Source organism: Prauserella sp. PE36, from assembly GCF_003311655.1.
Lineage (GTDB): Bacteria > Actinomycetota > Actinomycetes > Mycobacteriales > Pseudonocardiaceae > Prauserella_A > Prauserella_A endophytica.
In genome coordinates, this window is the sequence record NZ_QEQT01000034.1 from 77,147 (window position 1) to 91,639 (window position 14,493).

Here is a 14,493-nt window from a genome sequence, read left to right on the forward strand (position 1 = left end):
GGATTTCTGGCTTACCCTGCCTAGGTGACCACACCGGCTGGCTGGACCGACGAGCTCACACGGACCCGGCTCCACTTCGTCACAGGCAAGGGCGGGACCGGCAAGACCACCCTCGCCGCCTCCCTCGGACTCGCGCTGGCCAGCCACGGCAGACGCGTGCTGCTCATCGAGGTGGAGGGCAGACAGGGCTTCGCCCAGGTCTTCGACACCGAGCCCCTGCCCTACGCCGAGCAGCGCATCGCCGCCGCGCCCGGCGGCGGTGAGGTGCGGGCTCTGCACATCGACGTCGAGGCCGCTCTGCTCGAGTACTTCGAGATGTTCTACAACCTCGGCTTCGCCGGCCGGACCCTGCGCCGCATGGGCGCCATCGAGTTCGCGACCACCCTCGCGCCGGGTCTTCGTGACGTGCTGCTGACCGGCAAGATCAAGGAGTGCGTCGGGCGGACCGAGTCCGACGGCAGGCACACCTACGACGCCGTCGTGGTCGACGCGCCGCCGACCGGCCGCGTGGTGAAGTTCCTCGACGTCACCAAGGCCCTCACCGACCTGGCCAAGACCGGTCCGATCCGCGCGCAGGCCGAAGGGGTGGTGCGGCTGCTGCACTCCGGCGAGACGGCCGTGCATCTCGTGACGTTGCTGGAGGAGATGCCGGTACGGGAGACCCTCGACGCGGTCGCCGAGCTCGACGGCGCCGACCTGCGGCCGGGAGCGGTGCTGATCAACCGGGTTCGCCCGCCGAGGCTGCCCGCGCGGTCGGTGCCCGCCGCCGCGGACGGCAGGGTCGACGCCTCCCGCGTCCGCGGCGGGCTCGCGTCAGCGGGGCTGGAGCTGCCCGAGGCGACCCTGGACGGGCTCGTCGAGGAGACCGTGGAGCACGCGATCCGGCTGGCCGCCGAGCAACGCGCGCGCGAGCAGCTCTCAGAGAGCGACCTGCCTACGCTCGAGCTGGCCGACCTCAACGGTGGCGTCGACGTCGCCGCTCTTTACGAACTCGCCGAGGCACTGGTCGAACAGGGGGTTCGATGACCTTCCCGACCTCGAGCCTGGACGTGGACACACTGATCGACGACCCCGAGACGCGCGTGATCGTGTGCTGCGGCTCCGGTGGGGTCGGCAAGACCACGACGGCGGCGGCGCTCGCCCTGCGCGCGGCGGAACGCGGCAGGCAGACCGTGGTGCTGACGATCGACCCGGCCCGCAGGCTCGCACAGGCGCTGGGCCTGCGGGAACTGGGCAACCACCCGCGCAAGGTCTCGGTCGCCGGCTTCGAGCCGAAGGGTGAGCTGTGGGCGATGATGCTCGACATGCGCCGCACCTTCGACGACATGGTGCGCCGCCACGCCGGGCCGGAACGCTCCGAGCAGCTGCTGGCCAACCGCTTCTACCAGACGATCTCCACGTCGTTCTCCGGCACGCAGGAGTACATGGCGATGGAGAAGCTCGGCCAGCTCGCGGCTGCGGGCGACTGGGAGCTGATCATCGTCGACACACCGCCGAGCCGGTCGGCGCTGGACTTCCTCGACGCGCCGACCCGGCTCTCCGCCGCGCTCGACGGCCGGATGATCCGCCTGCTCACCGGACCGGCGAAGGCGGGCGGCTGGGGCCTTCGCAAGGTCGTCAGCGCCGGATTCTCGATGTTCGCGAAGGCCGTGTCGACCATCCTCGGCGGGCAGCTGCTCGCCGACGCGTCGGCGTTCATGCAGGCGTTCGACACGACGTTCGGCGGGTTCCGCGAGCGGGCCCGCAAGACCGCGGAGCTGTTGCGCTCGAAGGGCACGGCGTTCCTGGTGGTGGCGGCGCCCGAACCGGACGCGCTGCGGGAGGCGAGCTACTTCGTGGAGCGGCTGTCCGAGGAGTCCATGCCGCTGGCCGGGCTCGTCGCGAACCGGACCCATCCGGTGCTCGCCGATCTCTCGGCCATCGACGCGCTGGCCGCGGCCGACGCGCTCGACCGCGGAGGCAAGAGCGCTCCGCTCGCCGCCGCGGTCCTGCGCCTGCACGCCGACCGCGTCGCGCTGGCCGAACGGGAGAAGCGCCTGCTCGCGCGCTTCACCCGGGCTCACCCAGGGGTGTCGGTCGTGCGGGTTCCGGCGTTGCCCAGCGACGTGCACGACCTCGCCGGGTTGAGGGAAATCGGGGACCGCCTGGCCGGAAGCTGAGGCGGCCCCCTTCAGCGTTCAGGCTCCCGCGGCGGGCTCGTACTCGCGTTTGGCCGACTCCAGCAGGTCGCGCCAGCTGCCCACCTCGGGCCGCCTGCGCAGGAGCGCGCGCCGCTCGCGCTCGGTCATCCCGCCCCAGACACCGAAATCGATCCGGTTGTCCAGCGCCTCGGCCAGGCATTCGGTGCGCACCGGGCACCCCATGCAGACGACCTTGGCCCGGTTCTGCTCCGCGCCCCTGACGAACAGGCCGTCGGGGTCGGTGTCCCTGCAGTACGCATAGATCCGCCAGTCCGACTGGTTGGTCTCCATACCCCCAGCTCCTACCCTGTTGTGACCGCAGGCAGGCAGCGAAGTTCCTCGGCCTCGCCCCCCGCGAGCAGGTCTCCTGTGCTCACGTCCCTCCAGTAGCGCCTCCCCAGGCGCCGTATTCGTGAGATGTTGACGGACTGTAGGGGGCCTCGGTTCCGTCCGCCAACCCCCAAACCGCGTTTTGTTACCAGATGTCACTTTCCTGTCAATGCGGTATCCGGAGAACGCAACCCGCTCGGCCCAGTGAACGAATCAGGTGAGATACGCCACTCGTGGCTACCCTGATATGGGTGCGCATGAGGGACGGTCTGCTGAAGATGCTCGGCCTCTGCCTGCTCGCGGGGGTGCTGGTCGCGGGGATCCTCTTCCCGGTCGTCGGGGGCATGGGGGTGCTCTCCAACCAGGCCAGCGACACCGTCGAGGCCATGTCCACTGGCCTGGCCGACGAGCCGCCGCCGCTGGTCAGCACCATTACCGACCGGGACGGCCAACCGATCGCGACGCTGTACGACCAGTACCGCATACCCACCGCCCCCGACCAGATCTCGGACGCCATGAAATGGGCGCTGATCTCGGTGGAGGACCGCCGCTTCTACGAGCACCACGGAGTCGACTGGAAGGGCACCATCCGAGCGGCGATCAGCAACACCTCGGGCGGCGACACGCAGGGCGCGTCCACGCTCACGCAGCAGTACGTCAAGAACTACCTCATCAACGTCATCTACCGGGGCGACAAGCTGGGCCAGCAGCGGGCGCAGGAGGTCACCATCGCCCGCAAGCTCAACGAGGCCCGGATCGCCATCCAGCTCGAGACGAAGATGGGCAAGGAGCAGATCCTCGCCGGCTACCTCAACGTCGTGGAGTTCTCGCGCGAGATCTACGGGGTCGGTGGTGCCGCGCGCGCCTACTTCAACACCACGCCGGACAAGCTCACGGTCGCGCAGGGCGCGCTGCTCGCGGGCATGGCCAACAACCCGCCCGCCTACGACCCGTGGAACAACCCCGAGCGCGCCACGGAGCGGCGCAACTTCGTGCTCGACAAGATGGTGGAGAACCGCAAGCTCTCGCCGCAGGACGCCGAACGCATCAAGGCCGAACCGCTCGGCGTGGTCCCCGAGGGACCCAACAAGCCGGCCGCCAACTGCGTCGGCGCGGGCCCCGAACACGGCTTCTTCTGCCAGTACGTCGAGGACTACCTGCTCGAGCACGGGATGACCAAGGAAGATCTCTACACCGGCGGCTACACCATCCGCACCACCATGGACCCCAGGTCCAACCACCTCGCCAAGCAGTCGGCCGAGGAGCAGGTGGACAAGATGGAGGACAACGTCGCCAACACGTTGTCGCTGGTCAAGCCGGGCAAGGACCGGCACGAGGTGGTGGCGCTGGCCGCCAACCGCGACTACGGGCCCGACGCGGAGGCGGGGCAGACGGAGTACGCGCTGCCCTCGGCCATCTCGAACGTGACCGGCGCGGGATCGAGCTACAAGATGTTCACTGCCGCGGCCGCCGTGGAACGCGGTGTGGTCGGCATCTACGACACCGTCCAGTCGCCGCCGTCGCACGTGTCGCAGATCTTCAGCGGCAGCCCTCCGCCGTGTCCCTACATCGCGCCCTACACGCGCGGCTACTGCGTGGTGAACGCGAGCGAGGGCTACAGCGGCAGCATGTCGTTGCAGACGGCGTTGCAGACCTCGCCGAACACGGCCTTCGTGATCCTCGAGGAGCAGACCGGCATGGGGCCGATCGTCGAGATGGCCAGCAAACTGGGGCTGCGCAAGACGATGGCGTCCAACGCCGCGACCGGCGGCCCGCCCGACCCGAACGCGGAGAGCCAGGAGGTCAGGCTCAGCCAGACCCAGTTCTTCGGACCGAGCGAACGGTCCCCGGGCAAGGGCTCGTTCACGCTCGGGGTGAGCCCGACGAGCGGCCTGGAGCTGGCCAACGTCGCGGCGACGTTGATGAGCGGCGGCGTGTGGTGCCCGCCGACGCCGATCGGCGAGATCCGGGATCGCAGCGGCAACCCGGTGCCGATCAAGGAGGAGCCCTGCGAGCAGGCCGTGCCGGAGGGGCTCGCCAACACGATGGTGGTGGGGCTGAGCAAGGACGATCTGCCAGGCGGAACCGCGGCGGCCGCGGCCCAGGGCGTCGGCTGGAGCCGGCCGATGATCGGTAAGACCGGCACCACCCAGAACAACGGCTCGGCCGCCTTCATCGGCGCGACCCCGCAGATCGCGGGCGCGTCGATGGTGTTCCGGCCCGACCTGCCCAACGGCGGTCTGGTCGACGGCGGGCCCGGCAACGTGATCGCGGTCGACGGCGACAGCGGCAACATGTTCGGCGGCAAGACGCCGGCCAGGACGTGGTTCGGAGCCGTGAGCAAGATCCTCGAGGGGCAGCCGGCCCCGCCGTTGCCCCCGGCCGACCCGAAGTACGAGCGGGTCAACTGAAGCCCGGCTGAGCACATCGGCGACGATCGGCTGAATCGTTGCCACGGACGAACACGTTTTCTGCATCACGCGTGTACGCTGGGTAACACAGGCACGCTCAAGGATGATGATGAAACGTCTCGTGACGGGTACGGCGGCACTCGGCGCCGCAACCCTCGGTTACGCCGTCGGCATCGAGCGGCGGCACTGGACACTGCGCACGGCGGAGCTGCCCGTACTGGCCAGCGGAGCCCGGCCGATCAGAATCCTGCACGTCTCCGACCTGCACATGCTGCCCGGCCAGGTCTCCAAGCAGCGCTGGGTCGCCGAGCTCGACCGGCTGGAGCCCGACCTGGTCGTCAACACGGGCGACAACCTCGCCCACCGGCGGGCGGTGCCCTCGGTGCTGCGTGCGTTCGGCCCGCTGCTCGACCGGCCCGGCCTGTTCGTGTTCGGCAGCAACGACTACTACGCGCCCAAGCCGAAGAACCCCGCCAGGTACCTGATGCCGAGGGGCCGCAAGAAGCGCATCCACGGCAGGCATCTGCCGTGGCGCGACCTGCGCGCGGCGTTCCTCGAGCACGGCTGGCACGACCTGACCCACGTCCGGCGCACGATCACGGTCGGGGGCCAGCGGATCTTCGCGGCAGGCGTGGACGACCCGCACCTGCACCGAGATCGATATGTCGACATCTCTGGCCGACCCGATCGGGACGCCGTGCTCCGGCTCGGTATCACGCACTCGCCGGAACCGCGCGTGCTCGACCCGTTCACGTCCGACGGCTACGACCTCGTGCTCGCCGGCCACACCCACGGCGGGCAACTCCGGATCCCCGGCTACGGCGCACTGGTGACCAACTGCGAGCTCGACCGCTCCCGCGCCCGCGGCGCCTCGCGCTGGGGCGCCGACATGTGGCTGCACGTCTCGGCAGGCCTCGGCACATCGCCGTACGCGCCGGTGCGCTTCGCGTGCCCACCGGAGGCGAGCCTGTTGACGCTCGTCCCGCGCGACGAGGCGCCCGCGAAGGCGAGGAAGGCAGCCCGGCGAAAGGCCGCCAGCGACGTCCGCTAGACTGTCTCCCGACCCATTGAGCAGTACATCGGGGTGTGGCGCAGCTTGGTAGCGTGCCTCGTTCGGGTCGAGGAGGTCGTGGGTTCAAATCCCGCCACCCCGACGGAAGATCTGGAAGAGCCGTGTCCGCGGAAAGCGCGGACACGGCTCTTCCTTTGTGTCTTGTGGGGGCGGAGCCCCCACGCCCCACCCGGAGGGGCTTCGCCCCCCGGACCCCCCGTAGGTAGACCTTTGGGGAGTGGGGTTGCCGGATGCAGTGAAGGCCACCTTCACTGCGTTGAACGCAGGCATGGTGGCCTTCACTGCGTTGATCGAACACAGCGGCGCGGCGCGCCTCCGTTTGGGTGGTGGTGGGAGACGGGCGGGCGCAGGCATGGTGGCCTTCACTGCGGGTGGGGTCACCTGGTGGCCAGGACCTCCATCCAGCATTGGGCGAACTCGCCGTTTCCGTTGCGGACCCACATCCACGCCGAGCGGGCCGCGCTCGCGAGCTGCTGGTCCTGCCGGATGTGGATGGCCTCGGCCAGTTCGGCCTCCACCCGCTCCGCCAGCTCGCGGTAGCCGATCTCCGCGTGAAATCGCGCCTTCGCCCGGACGTCGCGGAAACCGGCTCGCACCACCCAGTCGGCCACGTGCCTGCCCGCGAACGGATCGCCTCCCGCCCTGCGGTGCAGCAGGTGCCGTCCCCGTAGCGCCGCGTCGACGTTCGCCGTCTTCGGCCGCAGCTTCGCCTTGCTCCAGTCCGATGTGGACACCGCGAGGGTGCCACCGGGCCGCAGGACGCGTGCACACTCCGCGAGCACGGCCTGCGGCTGCGGCACGTGCTCGAGCAGCGCGTGCGAGAAGACCAAGTCCACTGAGGACGATGGAAGGGGCAGCCCTTCGGGGCACGCCGCGATGAAGTCCACTGTGGATACACGGGCCCGCTCGGCCGACTTGCGCGCCAGCGCGACTTCGGCGACGTCGGCGTCGACACCCAGCACGCTTATCGGATGCGCAGCCGTGCCGAGACTCAGCGTGATCGCGCCACGCCCGCAGCCGACATCGACCACCCGCATGCCCGGCTCCAGCCTCGGCAGGGCGAAGCCCGCGTAACCCTCCAGCACGCCCACAACAGTACGGACCTGGCAGGATCTCACGTGTGACCACACAGCATCCGGCAGCTCAGGTCCCCGACCAGCTCTTCGCCGACCCGGCCGCAGAGGAACGCTGGCGCGCGCGCTTCAAGGCGCCGAGGGTTTCGGTGCCCGAATGGGCCCTCGACGCCCCGGACGCCAGCCTGTACGTGTCGAACGCGAGCGGCGTCTGGGAGGTCTACGCGTGGGACCGCGCGGCGGACACCCATCGCCAGGTCACCGACCGGCCCAACGGAACCCTGCACGCGACGCCCTCGCCCGACGGCCAGTGGATCTGGTGGTTCGACGACACCGACGGCGACGAGTTCGGCTCCTGGGTCAGGGAGCCGTACGCGGGCGGCGGCGCGGCGGCCAAGGCGCTCACCGACGTGCCCGACGGCTACCCGGCGGGCCTGGAGATCGGTCACCGGCTGGTGGCCGTCGGCGTCTCGACCGACGACGGCTCCACCCTCTACGCCCACCGCGACGGCGAGACCATGCGCTTCTACAGCAGCGAGGACGACGCCGGCGTGTCCGCGTTGTCCCGGGACGAGCGGTTGCTGGCGATCTCGCACTCCGAGCACGGCGACTCCCGGCACCCAGCCGTTCGCGTGCTCGCGAGCGACGACTTCACCACCGTCGCCGACAAGTGGGACGGAGAGGGCAAGGGTTTGTCCGCGCTGGCGTTCTCGCCGAAGCACGGCGACACCCGGCTGCTCCTGCTGCACGAGCGGCACGGCCGCGAGGAACTGCTGATCTGGGACGTCGAGAGCGGCGCCGAGCAGGAGATCGACCTCGGGCTGCCCGGCGAGGTGGTCGGCGACTGGTACCCGGACGCGAGCGCGCTGCTGATCGTGCACTTCCACGAGGGCCGCAGCTCGCTCCACCGTTACGATCTCGCCTCCGGTGAGCTGACGGCGGTGGAAACGCCGCCGGGCCGTATCGGCGGCGCGGGCGTGCGCCCCGACGGCACCATCGAATACTCGTGGTCGAGTGCGGCGGAACCGCCCGTGGTGCGGGTGCGTGCCGCCGACGGCTCGGACGGCGTGCTGCTCGAACCGCCCGGCGAAAAGGCACCCGGTTCGGAGCCGGTGACCGACGCGTTCGTCGACGGTCCCGGCGGCCGCATCCACGCGCTCGTCTCCCGCCCACCGGGCGCGGAGGGTCCGCAGCCGACGGTTTTCCTGCTGCACGGGGGACCGCACGCCGCCGACGAGGACCGGTTTTCCGCGTACCGCGCGGTGTGGCTCGACGCCGGGTTCGCCGTGGTGGAGGTGAACTACCGGGGCTCGACCGGCTACGGCTCGGCGTGGCGCGACGCCATCGAGGGCCGTCCAGGGCTCACCGAGTTGGAGGACGTCGCCGCGGTGCACGACTGGGCGGTCCGCAGTGGACTGTCGGACCCCGCGAGGTGCGTGGTGGCCGGGGCCTCCTGGGGCGGCTACCTGACCTTGCTCGCGCTCGGCACCCAGCCCGGCCGGTGGGCGGCGGGTGTCGCCGGTGTGCCCGTGGCCGACTACGTGGCCGCCTACGAGGACGAGATGGAGCAGCTGCGAGCGTTCGACCGCGCGCTCTTCGGCGGGTCACCCACCGACGTGCCAGCCGTCTACGACGAGTGCTCGCCGATCAGCTACATCGAGAACGTCGACGTCCCGGTGCTGGTGCTGGCGGGCGACAACGACCCGCGCTGCCCGATCCGGCAGATCGAGAACTACCTGGATCGCCTCGCCGCGCGCGAGGTGCCGTACGAGTTCTACCGCTACGACGCGGGCCACGGCTCGCTCGTGATCGCGGAGACGATCAAGCAGGTCGCCATCGAGGTCGACTTCGCCCGCCGCGCCCTGAACCTGACGTGAGAAGGGAGCAAGGGAGCTTTACTACCGTTTTCCGGTAGTAAAGCTCCCTTGCTCCCAGTTTGGGGCTCAGTGGGTCAGGACGCCTGCTGGGCCTGCCACATCCAGTGCTGCTTCTCCAGCTCGGCGGCGATCTCGATCAGCAGGTCCTGGGTCACCAGGTCGCTCTTGTCGGTCTCGTCGATGCGCGCTCGCAGCCGCTCGATGATCTTGCCGAGGATCTCCACGATCGCGTTGACCGTGGCCTCTGTGGTCTGCCAGTTGTCCGGGTACTCGGGCAGCCCGGAACTCTCGACCACGGTCTTAGCCTTGCCGTTGGGCGAGACCCCGATCGCGTTGGCACGCTCGGCGACGTCGTCGGTGAACCCACGCGCGGCGTCGACCAGCTCATCGAGCTGGAGATGCACGCTGCGGAAGTGCTGACCGACGACGTTCCAGTGCGCCTGCTTGGCGATCAGCGAAAGGTCGACGAGGTCAACGAGGGTGGATTGCAGAGCGTTCGCCGTATGCTCCTTGTCGCTCTCTTTGAGCGGGCTCGTGACCGGCGAGTTGGCCATCTTCATGTCCTCTCTTCGCACTGTGGTGGGAGCGTCAACGTGGCGCACGGCGTCCGGCCGACGGCTACCCGTTCCAGGTCAGGGCGAAACCCCTACCCCAGTGTGCGCCGGGCAAGGCCGAACTCGGCAACTTGCCGCCCGATCAGGCGGAGGTTGGCCACCACCTTCTCTTCGGACGCCCCGCCGGCCTCGTCGAACTTGACCTCCGCCGTGTTCACCGCACCGCCGAGCGGGGTCGGCCAGCCGCGCAGCGCGTGCGCGATCGTGCGGAGCTGGTTGAGTGTGGTCACGGCCGCCTGCCAGCCGTACGCGACCGCGATGAGACCGACGCCACGGCCGTCGAGGTAGGGGCGGGTGTCGGAGCGCAGGTCCTCCACGTAGTCGAGCGCGTTCTTCACCAGGCCGGACAGCGCGCCGTGGTAGCCGGGCGACACGACCACGATGCCGTCGGCGGCGCGGACCTCCTCGACCAGCTCGAGTGCCTCGGGCGTGCGCTCGTCGATGCCGGCGTCGTAGAAGGGCAGCATCAGGGCACTGCCGGTGATGGCCGAGACCTCGGCGCCTACCTCCTCCGCCCCGGCCAGTGCGATGCGTAAGGCGCGTTCGGACTGGGAGCCGTCCCGAAGAGAGCCGCCGATTCCGAGCACCTTGATCGCACGCGTGGAAGTCACGCCTCCGAGGCTAGACCTTCGACTTAGGTCGAGGGCCAGCCCGAACGGCCGGGACATCGGTCACATCTGGCGCCCGAAGCTACCGATCAGTAGCCTCGGTCCCGTCATCGCTGACGGGAGGAAGAATGGCGATTCCGCTCCAGATCCGGGTGCAGGCCGCGGCCGCACAGCTGCTCTACGCGCTTCCCCGCCCGCTGCGCCGGGCCGTCGCGGGCAGACCGATCCGGCTCGACGGCCAGGAGCTCGCGCTCGACGCCCAGCTCCTGCTCCGCATGCAGCAGCTCTCCGGCGCGGCACTGGTCAGCAGGGACGCCACCGTGGAGCAGTCGAGGGCGGCGCTGGACGTCTCGCGGCAGCTCGTCAGCGGCAAGCCCATCCAACCCGTCACCACGCGCGACGTCTCGATCCCGGCCGAGCACGGCGAGATCCCCGCGACCCTCTACACCCCGGAGGGCCTCGCCCCCGGCTCCGGGCTGCTGGTCTTCTATCACGGCGGCGGCTGGGTGATCGGCACCCGAGCGAGCCACGACAACACCGCGCGCTTCTTCGCCAAGCACGCGGGTGTGCGCGTGCTGTCGGTGGAGTACCGGCTCGCGCCCGAGCACCCGTTCCCCGCCGCCCAGCAGGACGCGCTCACGGCGTTCGACTTCGCCCACGCCAAGGCCGCCGATCTCGACGCCGACCCCGACCGCATCGCGGTGGGCGGCGACAGCGCGGGCGGCAACCTCTCGGCCGTGACGGCACAGGTCGCCACGCAGCGCGGCGGCCCGGCGCCCGCGTTCCAGCTACTGCTCTATCCAGGTGTCGACGCGAGCGTGCGCCGCCGCTCGCGCGAGTTGTTCGGCAATGGCTTCTTCCTCACCGACGAGCACATGACGTGGTTCCTCGACCACTACGCGCCCGAGGGCGTCGACCGCACCGACCGGAAGCTCTCGCCGCTGCTCACCGAGGACCTCTCCGGGCTGCCACCCGCCTACATCGCGACCGCCGGGTTCGACCCGCTGCGGGACGAGGGCGAGGCCTACGCCGCCAAGCTGTCCGCCGCCGGCGTGCCCGTCGCGCTCAGCAGGCAGGCCGATCTCATCCACGGTTACGTCAATTTCCTCGGCGTCGGCAAGCGATTCCGCGAGGCGACGGCGGAAGCGGCGGGCGCACTGAGAATGGGCCTCAGCCTCAAGCCGTGAGGCTTCTTTCCCCGAAATAGCGGAATCCGGCGTGGAAGCAATTCCACGCCGGATTCCGGTCCCCCTCATTTGGTGAGGATCATGGCACCGGCACGGGCACCCCGGGGACCTCGGGAACCGCCGGCAGCGGCGGAACGGAGCCGAGCAGCGAGTTCAGCAGCGCCTGCAGGCTCTCCAGCAGACCCTGCAGCAAGCCGTTGACCATGCTCAGCGGGTCGGGCAGCGGCGGCAGCCCCGGCACCTGCTGGGTGTAGGCCCTCGGCTCGGCGGCCGGGTCGGCCAGCACCTCGCTGACCTCGCTGTTCTGCGACTTCGCGGTGCCGGCCTGGTTCTGCGCGTCGGCCTGGATCGTGTAGATCTGGCCTGCCGCCAGGTCGGCGAGCAGCGGATCGAGGTCCGCGAGCGTGTCCTGCGTCCCCCGCACGTCCCCGGAGTAGGCCACCTTGGCGAGCTGGTCCCGTAGTTCGAGGACCTGCGCCCCGGCCGCCTCGGTCGACGTGGAGCCCTTACCCCCGCCTGAATTGCTCGCCGCGGCCACCCCTGCCGTGGTCAGCGCGAGCATCGCACCTGTCGCGACGGCGGCCACCACGCGAGCGAATTTGCTTTTCATTTCGTAAAACCTCCCGGCCCTCCTGAAAGCCCGACGGGACCATGGATACCAACCGGGTCAGTGATCCACCAGCCGATCCGAGGACACGACAGTTTCCAACCCTCACGTGCCGAATTCGCCGAGCGATAGTCGCCCGCAACTGATGAACCTTGAACTGTTGCGCTTCATCCGGAAGATCAGCATGAAAACCACGCTCCGCAGTCGCGTCACCCGGTGGTACGGGCAGGTCATCCGTGCGGGCGCATTCGGGTGCCCCACTCACCCATCACCCCGTGGTGCGTGCGTGTCGCGTGGACCACGGAGGGCCTAACGGACACACACGAACGGCCCTCACCTCACAGCGGCAGGCCCCGCTCGAACTGGGTCAGGCCCCGGTCGATGTACTCGAGGAAGTCCCCGCCCTCCTCGATCGACGTGACATAGGCAGCCAGGATCACGCCAGTGAGCGCACCCGTCCACATCCGGACCGCGAAGTCGTCACGTTCGCGCCCGAGCCGCCGCAGGATCGCGTCGTGCAGCATCCGCATGCCCTCGGTGAACTGCTCGAAGAGCTTGGCCCGCAGGTCGGGCACCGAGATGACGAGCCGCTGCCGCACGGCCTCCAGCTCGGCCTCCTCCGCAGAGAGGCCGCGGAAGACGGCGTGCACCGCCGCCTTGATCGCCGCGATCGGCCCGACGTCGGCGGGCTGGTTCACGAAATGCTCGATCAGCACCGGGTCGAGCCGGTCGTAGAGGACCGTGTCCTCCTTGGTCGGGAAGTACCGGAAGAAGGTGCTCTGCGAGACCTCGGCGGCCTCGGCGATCTGCTCGACGGTCGTCGCCGCGTAGCCCTGCTCGGTGAACAGCCGGAGCGCGTGGTCCTGGATCGCCGCGCGCGTCCTGGCCTTCTTGCGTTCCCGGAGCCCGACCGGCTTGTCAGCTGGCGACGTAGTCATGCCCTGATTCTGCCCGCACGACATCCTCTGGCCGCCTCGGCAGGAACCTCAATGTGAGCACAACGCCGGCCACCGCGAACGCCGCGCTCACCCACAGGGTCGCGGTCATGCCGCTGACGAACGCGTCGCGCACGGAGCCCAGCAGACCCGGCGCCTCCCTGGCGACCTGCACCCCAGCGGCGGCGCTGTCACGCACGGCGTCGGCCGCGGTGGGCGGCAGCCCGGTGACGTCGACGGCGGAGGTGTAGCCCGCGTTCAGCACGGTCCCGAGGATCGCGACCCCGAGCGTGCCCCCAACCTGCCGCATCGCCTGGAGCAGGCCCGAGCCGACCCCGCTGCGCTCGGTGTCCAGCGAGCCCATCGCGATGTCCATGGCTGGCGGCAGGGCGAACCCGAGGCCAAGCCCGAGCACGGTGATCCACGTCGCGATGAAGCCGTAGCCGTCGGCGGCATCCGTCGCGGTACCCAGCACCCCGCCCACCGCCATGATCGCGAATCCCGCGGCGACCACGACCTTCGCGCCGAGCCGTTCGCGCAGCCGCTCTGCCACCTGCACGCCGACCAGCAGGCCGCCGACAATGGGCAGCAGCCGCAGCCCGGTGCCGAGCGCGTCGGCGCCGTTCACGGCCTGGAAGAGCTGGGGCAGCACGAACATCGCGCCCATGAGGGCGAACGACGCGAGTGTCGCCAGCACCGCACCCCACGTGAACCCCGCCGAACGGAACAATTCCCGGTCCACGAGCGGGTGCGTCGCTCGCCGCAGCCACAGCACGAACCCCACGAGCAGCACCACGCCGGCGACCAGCGGGACGAGCGCGACGGCAGAGCTCCAGCCGCGCTCGCCCGCCTCGGTCAGCCCGTAGGTGAGCGACACGAGGCCTGCGCTGGAGAGCGCGATGCCGACACCGTCGATGCCCTGATCCGGCCTCCCGGGCAGGCGCGGCACGAGGAACGCGACCGCGACGACCCCGACCACGACGAACGGCACGTTGATCAGGAAGACGGAGCCCCACCAGAAGTTGTCGAGCAGCCAGCCACCGACCACCGGACCGAGCGGGATGCCGAGTGCGATCGCCGCCGACCACACGCCGATCGCACGCGCCCGCTCCTCACCGGGGAACAGCACGGTCAGCACCGACATCGACAGCGGGACCAGCAGCGCGCCACCGACGCCGAGCAGCGCGCGGGCGGCGATCAGCAGCTCGGGCGTGCCCGCGTAGGCGCACGCCACCGACGCCACACCGAAGACCACGAGTGCCACGACGAGCAGCCGTTTGGGTCCGAACCGGTCGCCGAGCAGGCCGGCGGGAAGGAGCCCTGCGGCGAGCACGAGCGTGTACGAGTTCGCGAACCACTGCAGCTCGCTCGTCGAGGCCTGCAGGTCCACGGCCAGCGTCGGCAGCGCGACATTGAGCACCGTGACGTCCAGGCCGAACGCGAGTACCGCGAACACCAGCGCACCGAGGGCCCACCAGCGGCGTGGATCGGGAGCAGCCATGGCGACCACCTTTCGACAGTAACTACCTTTTGATAGTAGCTACCATTTTTCGTCCGGCGCCACCGAAAAGAAGTTGCACGGGCGTACCAGGTTGCGCT

13 protein-coding genes and 1 tRNA gene are annotated in these 14,493 nt (G+C 70.0%); 7 read left to right on the forward strand and 7 right to left on the reverse strand.

What is annotated here, in order from left to right; genetic code table 11:
* Positions 1-24: 24 nt before the first annotated feature.
* Both DI005_RS03780 and DI005_RS03785 read left to right on the forward strand, forming a co-directional pair.
* Positions 25-1,026, forward strand: coding sequence for an ArsA-related P-loop ATPase (locus tag DI005_RS03780; RefSeq protein ID WP_112264998.1), 1,002 nt, complete (start codon positions 25-27; stop codon positions 1,024-1,026).
* Positions 1,023-2,159: an ArsA family ATPase gene (locus DI005_RS03785; RefSeq protein ID WP_112265000.1), complete on the forward strand. Its 1,137-nt coding sequence runs from the start codon at positions 1,023-1,025 to the stop codon at positions 2,157-2,159. The genes DI005_RS03780 and DI005_RS03785 overlap by 4 nt, the downstream gene beginning before the upstream one ends.
* Positions 2,160-2,177: 18 nt before the next feature.
* Here DI005_RS03785 and DI005_RS03790 read toward each other — a convergent pair whose 3' ends face one another.
* Positions 2,178-2,471, reverse strand: coding sequence for a WhiB family transcriptional regulator (locus DI005_RS03790; protein ID WP_112265002.1), 294 nt, complete (start codon positions 2,469-2,471; stop codon positions 2,178-2,180).
* Positions 2,472-2,761: 290 nt separating this feature from the next.
* On the opposite strand from DI005_RS03790, the gene DI005_RS03795 reads away from it, so the two are divergent.
* From DI005_RS03795 to DI005_RS03805, 3 genes are all read left to right on the forward strand, one after another.
* Positions 2,762-4,921 carry a transglycosylase domain-containing protein gene (locus tag DI005_RS03795; protein ID WP_112265004.1) on the forward strand — a complete coding sequence of 720 codons (2,160 nt, stop codon included), beginning with the start codon at positions 2,762-2,764 and terminating at the stop codon, positions 4,919-4,921.
* Between the two features lie 109 nt (positions 4,922-5,030).
* Positions 5,031-5,972 carry a metallophosphoesterase gene (locus DI005_RS03800; RefSeq protein WP_113641268.1) on the forward strand — a complete coding sequence of 314 codons (942 nt, stop codon included), beginning with the start codon at positions 5,031-5,033 and terminating at the stop codon, positions 5,970-5,972.
* A gap of 29 nt (positions 5,973-6,001) precedes the next feature.
* Positions 6,002-6,075 (forward strand) — tRNA-Pro (locus DI005_RS03805).
* A 295-nt stretch (positions 6,076-6,370) separates the two neighbouring features.
* Here the strand turns inward: DI005_RS03805 and DI005_RS03810 are convergent.
* On the reverse strand, positions 6,371-7,078 hold the full coding sequence (locus DI005_RS03810) for a bifunctional 2-polyprenyl-6-hydroxyphenol methylase/3-demethylubiquinol 3-O-methyltransferase UbiG (RefSeq protein ID WP_112266615.1): 708 nt from the start codon (positions 7,076-7,078) through the stop codon (positions 6,371-6,373).
* 35 nt (positions 7,079-7,113) lie between these two features.
* Here DI005_RS03810 and DI005_RS03815 point away from each other — a divergent pair, with 35 nt between their 5' ends.
* On the forward strand, positions 7,114-8,943 hold the full coding sequence (locus tag DI005_RS03815) for a prolyl oligopeptidase family serine peptidase (RefSeq protein ID WP_113641269.1): 1,830 nt from the start codon (positions 7,114-7,116) through the stop codon (positions 8,941-8,943).
* Positions 8,944-9,017: 74 nt separating this feature from the next.
* Here the strand turns inward: DI005_RS03815 and DI005_RS03820 are convergent, their stop codons facing one another.
* Together DI005_RS03820 and DI005_RS03825 are read right to left on the reverse strand one after the other, a co-directional pair.
* Positions 9,018-9,497 (reverse strand): Dps family protein, encoded by a 480-nt coding sequence (locus DI005_RS03820; protein WP_112265010.1) that lies wholly within the window; start codon positions 9,495-9,497, stop codon positions 9,018-9,020.
* A 92-nt stretch (positions 9,498-9,589) separates the two neighbouring features.
* Positions 9,590-10,168: an NADPH-dependent FMN reductase gene (locus DI005_RS03825; RefSeq protein WP_112265012.1), complete on the reverse strand. Its 579-nt coding sequence runs from the start codon at positions 10,166-10,168 to the stop codon at positions 9,590-9,592.
* Between the two features lie 125 nt (positions 10,169-10,293).
* Between DI005_RS03825 and DI005_RS03830 the strand changes: the two genes are divergently transcribed.
* On the forward strand, positions 10,294-11,352 hold the full coding sequence (locus DI005_RS03830; protein ID WP_113641270.1) for an alpha/beta hydrolase: 1,059 nt from the start codon (positions 10,294-10,296) through the stop codon (positions 11,350-11,352).
* Positions 11,353-11,431: 79 nt separating this feature from the next.
* Here DI005_RS03830 and DI005_RS03835 read toward each other — a convergent pair whose 3' ends face one another.
* The 3 genes from DI005_RS03835 to DI005_RS03845 form a co-directional block, all read right to left on the reverse strand.
* Positions 11,432-11,962: a hypothetical protein gene (locus tag DI005_RS03835; protein WP_112265016.1), complete on the reverse strand. Its 531-nt coding sequence runs from the start codon at positions 11,960-11,962 to the stop codon at positions 11,432-11,434.
* Between the two features lie 335 nt (positions 11,963-12,297).
* Complete coding sequence (locus DI005_RS03840) at positions 12,298-12,897, reverse strand: TetR family transcriptional regulator (protein WP_112265018.1); 600 nt, start codon at positions 12,895-12,897, stop codon at positions 12,298-12,300.
* Complete coding sequence (locus tag DI005_RS03845; protein WP_113641271.1) at positions 12,878-14,395, reverse strand: DHA2 family efflux MFS transporter permease subunit; 1,518 nt, start codon at positions 14,393-14,395, stop codon at positions 12,878-12,880. The genes DI005_RS03840 and DI005_RS03845 overlap by 20 nt, the downstream gene beginning before the upstream one ends.
* Between the last annotated feature and the right edge of the window lie 98 nt (positions 14,396-14,493).

Bases quoted from the DNA above. Each gene is read 5' to 3' on its own strand.
- DI005_RS03785 (WP_112265000.1), top strand. From the start codon at position 1,023: ATGACCTTCCCGACCTCGAGCCTGGACGTGGACACACTGATCGACGAC.
- DI005_RS03790 (WP_112265002.1), bottom strand. From the start codon at position 2,471: ATGGAGACCAACCAGTCGGACTGGCGGATCTATGCGTACTGCAGGGAC.
- DI005_RS03800 (WP_113641268.1), top strand. From the start codon at position 5,031: ATGAAACGTCTCGTGACGGGTACGGCGGCACTCGGCGCCGCAACCCTC.
- DI005_RS03820 (WP_112265010.1), bottom strand. From the start codon at position 9,497: ATGGCCAACTCGCCGGTCACGAGCCCGCTCAAAGAGAGCGACAAGGAG.
- DI005_RS03830 (WP_113641270.1), top strand. From the start codon at position 10,294: ATGGCGATTCCGCTCCAGATCCGGGTGCAGGCCGCGGCCGCACAGCTG.
- DI005_RS03835 (WP_112265016.1), bottom strand. From the start codon at position 11,962: ATGAAAAGCAAATTCGCTCGCGTGGTGGCCGCCGTCGCGACAGGTGCG.
- DI005_RS03840 (WP_112265018.1), bottom strand. From the start codon at position 12,897: ATGACTACGTCGCCAGCTGACAAGCCGGTCGGGCTCCGGGAACGCAAG.
- DI005_RS03845 (WP_113641271.1), bottom strand. From the start codon at position 14,395: ATGGCTGCTCCCGATCCACGCCGCTGGTGGGCCCTCGGTGCGCTGGTG.